Source organism: Lysobacter sp. P5_B9, from assembly GCF_054049835.1.
The window spans coordinates 1,017,271-1,028,640 of record NZ_JBFULP010000001.1 but is presented as its reverse complement, the minus strand read 5'-3'; the positions used below and the strand labels follow the sequence as shown (position 1 = coordinate 1,028,640).

11 protein-coding genes are annotated in these 11,370 nt (G+C 63.8%); 9 read left to right on the top strand and 2 right to left on the bottom strand.

Going from position 1 to position 11,370, the window contains the following annotated elements:
* Positions 1-11: 11 nt before the first annotated feature.
* Positions 12-689, top strand: a complete 678-nt coding sequence (locus tag ACXJJ9_RS04965; protein WP_457096087.1) for a YoaK family protein — start codon at positions 12-14, stop codon at positions 687-689.
* Here the strand turns inward: ACXJJ9_RS04965 and ACXJJ9_RS04960 are convergent.
* Positions 652-2,376, bottom strand: coding sequence for an ATP-binding protein (locus ACXJJ9_RS04960; RefSeq protein WP_457096086.1), 1,725 nt, complete (start codon positions 2,374-2,376; stop codon positions 652-654). The genes ACXJJ9_RS04965 and ACXJJ9_RS04960 overlap by 38 nt on opposite strands.
* Positions 2,377-2,515: 139 nt before the next feature.
* Here ACXJJ9_RS04960 and ACXJJ9_RS04955 point away from each other — a divergent pair, with 139 nt between their 5' ends.
* From ACXJJ9_RS04955 to ACXJJ9_RS04920, 8 genes are all read left to right on the top strand, one after another.
* Complete coding sequence (locus tag ACXJJ9_RS04955; protein WP_457096085.1) at positions 2,516-2,710, top strand: hypothetical protein; 195 nt, start codon at positions 2,516-2,518, stop codon at positions 2,708-2,710.
* A 124-nt stretch (positions 2,711-2,834) separates the two neighbouring features.
* Positions 2,835-3,473 (top strand): response regulator transcription factor, encoded by a 639-nt coding sequence (locus ACXJJ9_RS04950; protein ID WP_457096166.1) that lies wholly within the window; start codon positions 2,835-2,837, stop codon positions 3,471-3,473.
* Positions 3,474-3,518: 45 nt separating this feature from the next.
* Positions 3,519-3,884, top strand: a complete 366-nt coding sequence (locus ACXJJ9_RS04945; protein WP_457096084.1) for a response regulator transcription factor — start codon at positions 3,519-3,521, stop codon at positions 3,882-3,884.
* A gap of 25 nt (positions 3,885-3,909) precedes the next feature.
* The gene (locus ACXJJ9_RS04940) at positions 3,910-5,751 is read left to right on the top strand and encodes an amidohydrolase (protein WP_457096083.1); all 1,842 of its coding nucleotides are present in this window, start codon (positions 3,910-3,912) and stop codon (positions 5,749-5,751) included.
* Positions 5,751-7,064, top strand: coding sequence for a tyrosinase family protein (locus tag ACXJJ9_RS04935; protein WP_457096082.1), 1,314 nt, complete (start codon positions 5,751-5,753; stop codon positions 7,062-7,064). Before ACXJJ9_RS04940 ends, ACXJJ9_RS04935 begins: the two co-directional genes overlap by 1 nt.
* 505 nt (positions 7,065-7,569) lie before the next feature.
* Positions 7,570-8,400, top strand: a complete 831-nt coding sequence (locus tag ACXJJ9_RS04930; RefSeq protein ID WP_457096081.1) for an alpha/beta fold hydrolase — start codon at positions 7,570-7,572, stop codon at positions 8,398-8,400.
* 34 nt (positions 8,401-8,434) lie between these two features.
* Positions 8,435-8,881, top strand: a complete 447-nt coding sequence (locus ACXJJ9_RS04925; protein WP_457096080.1) for a hypothetical protein — start codon at positions 8,435-8,437, stop codon at positions 8,879-8,881.
* 12 nt (positions 8,882-8,893) lie between these two features.
* Positions 8,894-10,405, top strand: a complete 1,512-nt coding sequence (locus tag ACXJJ9_RS04920; protein WP_457096079.1) for an acetyl-CoA hydrolase/transferase family protein — start codon at positions 8,894-8,896, stop codon at positions 10,403-10,405.
* Positions 10,406-10,432: 27 nt separating this feature from the next.
* On the opposite strand, the gene ACXJJ9_RS04915 is transcribed toward ACXJJ9_RS04920, so the two are convergent.
* Entirely contained in the window at positions 10,433-11,332 is a 900-nt protein-coding gene (locus ACXJJ9_RS04915) for a diguanylate cyclase domain-containing protein (RefSeq protein ID WP_457096078.1), read from the bottom strand.
* Positions 11,333-11,370 lie beyond the last annotated feature (38 nt).

Here is an 11,370-nt window from a genome sequence, read left to right as displayed (position 1 = left end):
GAGGGCGCCGGATGAAGATCACGATCCCCGACCTCCTCACCTTCAACGGCGGCTACGTCGATGCAGCCGGCTTTGTCGCCCTGCAGGGCTTGTTCACCGCACATGTCACCGGCAACTTCGTGACCATCGGCGCGAGCCTGGTCCAGGGAACCTCCGGCATCGTCGCCAAGCTGCTCGCGCTGCCGGTGTTCTGCCTGATCGTGCTGCTCACGCGCTATGCGAGCCAGAGGTATGTGCGATCGGGCGGCAACGTGACGCGCACGCTGTTGGCGATCAAGTTGCTGTTGCTCGTCGTCGCAGCCGCGCTGGCATGCTGGTGGGGGCCCTTTCCACTCGGCGACCACCTGCCCGCGATCGTCACCGGAATGGTCCTGGTCGCGGCGATGGCGATCCAGAACGTGATCCATCGGGTGTATTTCCCGAAGGCACCGCCGACCACCCTGATGACCGGCAGCACGACACAGGTCATGATCGATCTCGCCGACCTGTGGCGCGGCGGCCTGGCGCCCGACGCGCGTGAGGCGATCAAGGCACGCAGCGCCGCCATGGCGAGGAGCGTGGGCATTTTCGCCGTCGGCTGCGCGCTCGCGGCGCTGGCTTACGCGGGATTCGGAGAGCGTGCCTTCGTGGTGCCGCCCATGATCGCGGCGCTTACTTTGCTGCCGCGTTTCCAGCGATCGGCAGCGTGAACGAAAAACACGCACTGCCACTGGCGTTGTTCGCGCCCTCGATGTGCCCGCCGTGCGCCTCCACGATGGATTGGCAGATCCGCAGCCCCAGGCCCATTCCGCCTTCCCTGGTCGAATAGAAACTCTCGAACAGGTGCGGGATCCTGTCCGCAGGAATCCCGGGGCCGGAATCCTCCACGCGAACGAGCACGCTGTCGTGATCCCCATGCCCGGTGGCGATGCGCAGGCGACGCTGGTCGGCGGGCACGCTCGCCATGGCCTGCATGGCGTTCACGCACAGGTTCAGGATCACCTGTTGTATCTGGATGCGCTCGGCGTTGATGTCATCCAGGTGCCTGGCGAGGTCGAGCGATAGTGCCACTTCGCGCGCACCCAGTTCGTGCCGCAGGAACGTTGCGACCTCCTCGACCACGCTGTTGATCGCGATCGATGTCACGTTCGTGCTCTGGCGCACTGCCATGCACCGCACCCGCTCCACGACGTCGGTCGCCCGGCGCGCGTCGGCAACCACCCGCGTCAACAATGTCCGCAGCTCATCGACGTTGAAATCGGCACGTCCCAACCAGCGCAGACCGGCTTCGGTGCTGGTGGTAATGGCGGTGAGCGGCTGGTTGATCTCATGGGCGATGGAGGCCGTGAGTTCGCCCAGCACGGAAACTCGCGTCGAGTGCGCGAGATCGATGCGCATGCACTCTATCGCAGCGCGTGCCGTCACTTGTTCGGTGATGTCGATCAACCCGACGAGGACAATGCCTTTCGCGCGCATCTCCGGCGTGGCAATGATGAACAGCAGCACGTCGACCTCACTTCCATCCATGGCCAGCAACCGCGTTTCGCCCTGGAAGCTGGGGGCGCCCCTGTAACCCGCGGCGAGGCAGTCCCGGATCAACTGCTCTTTCCCGGGACTCCAGAACCGGGAGATGGGACCCAGCAGCGCCGCCGCATCTTTTGCCCGATGCAACTGCACCGCGGCCTCATTCGCTTCCACCACCATCAACGTGTCCATCGCCGCGCGGACGAACCCGGGGTGCGCGGCAATATGGTCATCGAGGGAGACGACGCCGGCATGTCGCAACAGCGCGAACTCGTCCCGGAGCTCCGTCGAGTCAATCCTGAGAAAAGGCACCGCCATCCCATGAAACATGTTCCGATACATGAACTCGGCGTGCTCGAATGCCGCACGCACACGATTTCGCTCCGTGATGTCAACGATGGCAACCGTGACGAATCCGCTGCGCGTGTTCTCGGGGTCGAAATGCACCGCGAATTCCGCATCGAATTCGACACCATTCGCGGTACGCAGCACAGTCTCGCGCACGAAGTTCGGCTCCCCGGTGACGGCAGCCACGACGCTTTCGGCGAAGACCAGGGTCGACGCATCCGGCCAGAACTTCTCAGGGGACCCGAGCAGATCCTCCTTTCGCTCGACACTGAACAGCTCGACTGCGTGCTCGTTGACGGCGACGGCACGCGCAACGCGCATCATCTGCCGGACCACTTCGGGATGCTCCAGGAGATGGCGCCGAAGATCGGTGACGCCGGATTCGCGCAGTGCACGCACCATGGCGCCGACATCGGAGAAGTCGATCTCCAGGAAGGCGGCGGCGTGACTCTCGAAGAGATTGGAGTAACGGCGTTCCGGATCGGCTCGCCATCGAGTCACTCCGCTTTTCGAACCCATCGACATGGCCTGGAATCCACGGGTAGCGATCGGATGAGTCGATCATACAAAAGCATGAGCGGCGCGTCCGCTCGTCTGATAGCGCCGGAGGAGTTGTGCGGATCACGCTGTGCACGTCGATCGCAACTCCGGAGGAGCGGCCCCCATGAACGTCCACACGATGTCGATCGTTGTCGATCTCCGCGAGCTGGAAGCGCTGCGGCGCAGCCGCGTCCCGGCTGCCGGCCTTGCCGATGAGTATCTGAGAGAACTGGTTCCAGCCGGTGCGAACGCCGGGCCAGCATTGGATTTCTGGGCTGGCACCCCATTGGTGTCGGGCCAGAAAGCCCGCCTTCATTGACGGGGGGGCCATGCGGCAACCACTGCATCACGGCGCCTACTCCACGCTCCGCCAGGTTGCCAACGATTCCAGCTCGGCGGAAGATGCGGACTACCGACATCGCGCAGCGCGGGATGGGCACGGGATGGACGCGGTGGTCCACATCATCGACGACGATGAATCGATCAGGCACGCGCTCGATAGCTTGTTCCGGTCGGTCGAGCTGGAGACGCGCCTGTATCGATCGCCGCAGGAGTTCCTCGCAGCGTCACGGCCGGATTGTCCGTCGTGCCTCGTGCTCGACATCCGATTGCAGGGCATCTCCGGCCTCGACTTCCAGGAGCGCCTGGCGCAACAGAACATCCGCGTGCCGGTGGTGCTCATCACCGGGCACGGCGACATTCCCATGACCGTACGCGGGATGAAGGCCGGCGCGGTCGACTTCCTGACCAAGCCCTTTCGCGACCAGGACATGCTGGACGCGGTCGGCATCGCGATCGAGAGGGATCGCGCGCGCCGGAACGAAGACCGGGAAGCGGACGAGATCCGCAAACGCTTTTCGACGCTGAGTCCGCGTGAGCGCCAGGTCATGGCCCTCGTCACTGCGGGCAAGATGAACAAGCAGGTCGCCGGTCTGCTCAACCTGAGCGAAATCACCGTAAAGATCCATCGCGGACAGGCCATGCGCAAGATGGGCGCACGCACGCTCGCGGACCTGGTTCGCATGTCGAGCGATCTGCAACTCACGCCGGCATCCGTACTGCCCGATAACCCGTTCGTATAATTTCTTTTGGCAGTGTGTCGCGTCACTCTTCGCACCATGGGCAGAGTGCAGAAAGAGACACGGATCTGTGTCGTCGACGATGATGAATCCGTTCGATCAGCGACGGCGAGTCTCCTACGCGCGGCGGGATACGCCACCGCCTCGTTCGACTCGGCTGAAGCCTTCCTGGCCGCTGGCGACCTGCATCGTTTCGCATGCCTTGTCGTGGATATCCAGATGCCAGGCATGGACGGTATCGCGCTTGTGGACCGACTCGGACGAGACGCGCCGCACGTACCGATCATCCTGGTGACGGCGAGGACAGAGCACGACCTGCTCGAACGCGCTGCCGCAAGTCGTGCGGCATTCGTGCTGCGCAAACCCTTCCCGGCGCAGCGCTTGCTCGAATGCCTGCAGATCGTGCTGGGCTGACCGTCCGACCAACAGCGAGGACCTGATGAACGCCATCTTCCAACGTAACGAAACACGCCGTTTCTCGCGTGTCGGCGCAGTAGCCCTGCTCCTCCTGGCTGCCGGCGCCACGCACGCGAGCGAATTGGCCGATCTCATCATCTACAACGCCAAGGTCACGACCCAGGCGGCCGGCCGCCAGGACGCCTCGGCCGTTGCCGTCAAGGGAGAGAAGATCGTCGACGTGGGCGCCGACAAGAAGATCCTCGCGTTGCGTGGGCCGCATACAAAAGTCGTCGACGCCAAGGGGCGCCGGTTGATCCCGGGACTCAACGACTCGCATCTGCACCCCACGCGCGAGGCGCGCTACTACGCCGCGGAGCTGCGTTGGGACGGCGTGCCCACGCTCAAGCAGGCGCTGGAGATGGTGCGCAAGGCCGCGGCAACGACGCCCGAAGGCAAGTGGGTGCGCGTGGTCGGCGGCTGGTCTCCGTACCAGTTCGTCGAGAAGCGCATGCCGACTCCGGAGGAGTTGACCGAAGCGGCGCCGAACACGCCCGTCTTCGTGCTGCACCTGTACAGCTCGGGCATGTACAACAAGAAGGGCCTGGAGGCCGCCGGCATCACGGCGCAGACCCAGGCACCCGAAGGCGGCACGATCGAGAAGGACGCCAACGGCCAGCCGACCGGACGCATCCTCGCCACCCCGCGGCCGACGATCCTCTACCAGGCGGTGGGTCGCCTCGGCGAACTCTCGCCAGAAGAGCAGGCCTCGTCCGCTCGCCATTTCTATCGCGAACTCAACCGCTTCGGCCTGACCTCCGCGATCGATGCCGGCGGTGGCGGCCACCAATATCCGGCGAACTATTCCGCGACCTTCGAGATGGCGCGCAAGGAAGGACTGCCCCTGCACATCTCGTTCTATCTGTTCGCGCAGAAGCCGGGGCAGGAACTCAAGGACTACGAGAGCTGGATCGGGAGCGAACACCCCAACACGAATTTCGATGGCCACCACGAAGATGGCTTCGTATTGGAAGGCGCCGGCGAGAACCTGGTCTGGTCGGCAGGCGATTTCGAGAACTTCCGCGCGGACCGGCCCGACCTCGATGCCAATCCGAAGTGGCGCGGGGAACTTACGGCCGTGGTGCGCACGCTCGTGCAGAAGCGCTGGCCGATCCGCATTCACGCCACCTACGACGAAACCATCGATCGCATCCTCTCGGTATTCGAAGCGGTCGACCACGAGGAGAAGGCGGCCGGCCGCCCCGGATTCACCGATCTGCGCTGGGCGATCGACCACGTCGAAACGATCAAGCCCGCGCAGATCGCGCGCATCAAGGCACTGGGCGGCGGCGTGATGATCCAGGACCGCATGGCATTCGCCGGCGAGGATTTCATCGCGCGCTACGGTGCGGAAGCCGCCTCCCATGCGCCGCCGATCCCCTCACTGCTGGCCGCGGGCATTCCGGTCGGCGCGGGTACCGACGGCACGCGTGTATCGAGTTACAACCCCTGGCCTTCGCTGTACTGGATGGTGTCGGGCAAGAGCGTCGGCGGCACGCCGCTGCTGGCGAAGGAGAACCGCCTTGATCGCGGGAAGGCGCTGGAGTTGTACACCGTCGGCAGCGCCTGGTTCAGCGGCGAGGAAAACGTGAAGGGTCGCCTCGCACCCGGCCAGTATGCGGACATGGCGCTGCTGAGCGACGACTACTTCACCGTCCCGGAAGATCGCATCCCCCGCATCGAATCGGTGCTCACGGTCACCGCAGGAAATCTCGTCTATGCCGCGGGGCCCTACCGCACTCTCGTACCCCAGCTGGATCCGATCCTGCCGGCGTGGTCGCCGGTGCGGACGTTCGGGGGCTACTACAACCCGGGGATGAAGTGATGGCGACCAGGAACGGCATCGATTCCTTCCGCCGTCGACTGCTGATCGGAGCCGCCTCGGCAGTCCCCGCCCTCGCGCTGGGTTCGCTGGCGGGCGCACGTTGGGCCTCGGCGACAGCGCGCCCCGCGGGCATTCCCGTGCGCCGCGATATCGGCGCCCTGGCGCCCGACGATCCCTACGTGACGCTGTTCAGGGACGCAGTCGGCATTCTGCGCAAGCGCAGCGAACGCGACCCGCTCGATCCAACCGGATGGGATGCGCTGGCCGTCCAGCACGCCCTGTACTGCTCCTCGGTGACGCCGGCGCTGCAGGTCCATTGGGGCTGGGACTTCCTGACCTGGCACCGTGCCTTCAGTTGGTCGCTCGAGCGCGTCCTGCGCGATGCCATCAAGGAGCCGCAGTTCGCCCTGCCTTACTGGGACTCGACGCGGCATCGCAGGATTCCCGCCGCCTATTGGGGCAAGGGCAACGCGCTCCACGATGCGACCCGGGAGATGGGACCGGACGATGTCATTCCGGACGACTTCCTCGACGTGTCCGGCGCGTTGTCGCTGGAATCGTTCTTCGCGTTCGGCGGATATCCGTATGACAACGCGAGTGGGGACATGATCGAGGGCAACCTCGAGCAAAGCTTCCACAACAACATCCACAACTGGATCGGCGGCAACATGGGCATGTTCGCCACCGCCGGTTTCGACACGTTGTTCACCGCGCACCACAACAACGTGGACCGCATCTGGGAAATGTGGCGCAAGGCCCATGGCGCCGCCGCCGAACCCCAGCACGACGCCTGGCGTGGGCGCAGGTACAGCATCGTCGACGAAAAAGGCCGGCGCGAGACGGTCGCGGTCAAGGATCTGCTCGACACGCAGAAGCTGGGTTATGTCTACGAGGACATGACGGTGCAATCGCGCCAGCTTCCCGACCCCGTGCTCGCCGAAGGTGCGGGCGTGACCCTCGCGGTTTCCGGCTCCTTCGGCGACTCCGGACGCGAGTCGCGCATCCTGCGGTTCGAGCGCTCGAACGTCCCGATCCATCCGCTGTGCTGCCGCGTCTTCCTGCGTGATCGCGGTCATCCGCAGGATGCCTCCTACGTCGGCACTTTCACGATCCTGCCGGTGCAGCGCGGCGGCGCCCACGGACTGGATCGCAATGTGGTGATGCAACTTGCGCTACCCGAACCCCTCCGCAGGAAGTTCAGCCGCGCGGCGAATGTGGAAGCCGTGCTGGTGGGCGTGCCGCTCAAGGGACGTGTCGTTCCGGATGCGCCGATCCCGCTGCGCAACGCTGCCTTAACCGGCGATGTGGTCTAGGAGCGCCGATTGGATAGCTCTCGCGAGCAGCGCCTGTTCAGTCACTGCCCTGTAGTACCCATGGGGCACTTTCGTTACTCCATGCCCCAGCGAGGCCAGCGATGCACCAACACCAATACTCCGGCGAGGAATTTGCAGAGCGTTTCGGTCGGGTCTGCCTCGAAGCATTCCGAGGCGAAACCTGGGAAGAATGCAGGTCCAGCGTCAAGAAGAGCTGGGATGCCCTCGCCGGCATCCACAAGAGTTGGAAGGCCGAGGTAATGACATGGGAGGAAGCGCTGCCCCTCATTCACAAGGCCTGGAGTCCGGGGAAGCCATTCGGCCACAATTGAAGCAGCAATTTGGCGGAGTGGTGGGATTAAGCGCTGCCCGGCCGCAGCGATCGAGGCCCGTTGCGGCTGAGCGACATATCTTCGTACTAGACGTTGCACCCGTTTGTAGGATTCCAGGTCGTCCTCGGAAGTCCTAGCCTTTCTCCTGCCGCTAATGCCAGGAGATCCAGGATATGAGCACGATCACTACCGAAGACGGCGTCGAGATCTTCTATAAGGACTGGGGCCGTAAGACGGACCGGCCCATCGTTTTCCATCACGGCTGGCCTCTCTCCAGCGATGACTGGGATGCCCAGATGCTCTACTTCCTGGGCAAGGGCTACCGCGTCATTGCGCATGATCGGCGCGGCCACGGCCGCTCCAGTCAGGTAAGCGACGGCCACGACATGGACCACTACGCCGCCGACGCCGCGGCCGTCGCGAAGCACCTCGATCTGCGTGACGCAGTCCACATCGGGCACTCGACGGGCGGTGGCGAAGTCGCACGATACGTCGCTCGCCATGGCAAGGGACGCGTCAGCAAGGCCGTTCTCATCGGCGCCGTCCCTCCGCTCATGGTGAAGACCGATGCGAATCCCGGCGGCCTTCCGATCGAAGTCTTCGATGGCTTTCGGTCCGCGCTCGCCGCAAATCGCTCGCAGTTCTTCCGTGATGTTCCGAGCGGGCCGTTCTATGGTTTCAATCGCCCTGGCGCGACGCTGCTGCAAAGCACTGTCGACAACTGGTGGCGACAAGGCATGATGGGCGGTGCCAATGCTCACTACGATGGCATCAAGGCGTTCTCCGAAACCGACTTCACGGAAGACCTGAAGGCGATCGATGTTCCGACGCTGGTGATGCATGGCGACGACGACCAGATCGTTCCGATTGGAGACTCTGCCATGCTGTCGGTCAAGCTGCTGAAGAACGGCACACTGAAGGTCTACAAGGGCCTTCCCCACGGTATGTGCACGACGAATGCCGATCTGATCAACGCAGATCTTCTTGCGTTCATCGAGAGCTGAGCGTCGCCCTGTTTCCCGTCCAGGAGTTCAGATCATGGATCCTGCGGTCATGTCAGCAATCGCGGCGCTCGCCGGGTCGACGATCGGCGGCGTGACCATGATGGCGTCGTCGTGGCTCGGCCAACGCGTGCAGTTCACCGCGCAGCAGCGGGTGCTCCACCAGAACAGGCAGGAAGAGCTCTACCGCATGTTCATCGAGGAGGCATCGCGCTGGTATGCCGACGCGTACGAGCACGATACGCCGCAGATCTCCAACCTGGTCAATCTGTATGCGCTGGTCAGTCGCATGCGCGTCTTCTCATCGGCGCGGGTCGTCGAACAGGCCGACAACGTCGTTCGCGTGATCCTCGAAGCCTACCTCGCGCCCAACAAGACGTTCGTCGACGTCCACGAGATCATCGACAACGCAGCGATGAACCCACTGCGCGAGTTCAGCGCGGCGTGCCGCGAAGAACTGGCGGCGCGGGAGCACCTGCACTAGGAGGATCTTCCGATGGTCGATCGAATCCAGGACCCGCGACTGCGCGCAAAGCGCATGGATGCGGACGCGGCGGCAGCGCTGATCGGCCATGGCATGAACGTGGCGATGAGCGGATTCACCGGGGCGGGCTATCCGAAGGCGGTGCCGGTCGCACTGGCCTCGCGTGTGCACGCGGCCCACGATCGCGGCGAGGAATTCCGCATCAAGGTGCTGACCGGCGCGTCGACCGCACCGGAACTCGACGGCGCGCTCGCGCGCGCGGAAGGCATCGAGCTCCGCCTGCCGTACCAGTCGGACCCCGTGTTGCGCGAGCGCATCAACGCGGGCGAAGTGGATTACATCGACCTCCACCTGAGCCATGTCGCCCAATACACGTGGTTCGGCTACTTTGGCCCGATCGACGTGGCCATCGTAGAAGTCACCTCGATCGACGAAGACGGCCATCTCGTTCCCTCGTCCTCGGTCGGCAACAACAAGACCTGGCTCGAACAGGCCGAGCGCGTGATCCTGGAAGTCAATCATTGGCAGCCCGCTGCGTTGCGCGGGATGCACGACATCTACTACGGCACGGCATTGCCGCCGAACCGCAAGCCGATCCCCCTTCTGCGTGCAGACAGCCGCATCGGCGAGCCGTGGCTTCAGTGCGATCCCGACAAGATCGTTGCCGTCGTCGAGACCGAGGCGCCGGACCGCAACACGCCCTTCGATCCCCCTGATGCTGCATCGAGGCGGATCGCGGAGAACCTGCTGGAGTTCTACCGTCATGAGATCCGACGTGGCCGACTGACGCCGTCGTTGCTTCCGCTGCAGTCGGGCGTCGGCAACATCGCGAATGCGGTACTAGCCGGACTGGCCGAATCGGGCTTCCACGATCTCAGCGCATACACGGAGGTCATCCAGGACGCGATGCTCGACCTGATCGATCGCGACGTGCTGCGCGTGGCATCGGCGACTGCGTTCTCCCTCAGCCCTGCGGCCATCGAAACCTTCGTCTCCAACGTCGACCGTTACCGTGAGCGCATCGTGCTCAGGCCGCAGGAAATCTCCAACCATCCGGAACTGATCCGGCGCCTCGGGTGCATCGCGATGAATGGCATGATCGAGGCCGACCTGTACGGCAACGTCAATTCGACGCACGTGTGCGGCAGCCGCGTCATGAATGGCATCGGTGGCAGTGGCGATTTCGCGCGGAATGCGTATCTGTCGGTGTTCATGGCGCCGAGCACCGCGAAACGCGGTGCAATCTCCACCATCGTGCCGATGGTCAGCCACGTCGACCACACCGAGCACGACGTCATGGTCGTGGTGACGGACCAGGGGCTGGCGGACTTGCGGGGGTTGTCGCCCAAACAACGCGCGCGGGCCGTCATCGACCATTGCGCGCATCCGGATTACCGGGACGCGCTGCAGGATTACTTCGATCGTGCGTCGCGAGACAGTTTCGGCAAGCACACGCCGCACCTGCTCGGAGAAGCGCTGTCCTGGCACCAGCGTTTCATCGAAACCGGCACGATGCGCGCGTGAGCGTCCCTCACGACGCATCTGTCGGCGTTACTGGCTGAGAGGATGCGCGGCCTTGTCCATGTCCGGGGTATAGAAGCGATAGGCCGAACGGCCATCGGCCTTGGCCTGGTAGAGCGCCAGGTCGGCCTGATCGAACAACTCTTCCAATTCGCGTGCATTCTGGGGAAAGATTCTTATCCCTATGCTTGCGCCGATCTGGACGGGCCCTTGGTTGACCAGTTCCTCCATCAGGTGCTCGGCCACGGAGCCGCCTTGCTCGGGCGTCTCCAAGTCGGGGAGCAGGACCACGAACTCGTCGCCCCCGAGCCGCCCCACGAAGTCCGTATCGCGCAACACCGAACGCATCCGATGCGCGGCCTGCTGCAACAGCGCATCGCCTGCCGCATGGCCGCGACTGTCGTTCACTTCCTTGAAGTGATCCAGATCCAGAAGGAGCAGGGCAAGGAGTCGGCCATGTCGCTCTGCCGATGCTCGCATATCGACGAAGCGATGCTGGAACTCCGTGCGGTTCGGCAAGCCGGTGAGGCTGTCCTCAAGCGCCTGCCGGGACGTTTCATCGCCGGTTGCCTTCTCTGCAGTGGCGTCGCGAAGGATCTTGACGAAGCCCAGCAGTTCATCGGCACGGCTGCGGACCGGGTAAAGCATGCCATCGGCCCAGAACAGTGAGCCATCCTTGCGCATGTGCCATCGAAAGTCGCCGGTGAATCCTTGTCTCAACGCCTTCTTTATTTCCTTTTCCGGCACCTTATGAGCCCGGTCGTAAGGCGTGAATAGGACACGAATATCGCTGCCGACGATCTCTTCGTCCTCGTACTGGAAGATGTGCCTGGCGCCTCGATTCCACAGCCAGACCATGCCGTTGATCTCAGTGACGATGATCCCGTGCTGGCTCGGGCTATCGAAGATGGTTCGCAGGGAAGCATCCATTAAAAAAGCCGCATACAACATCAGCCGACAGTGTCACG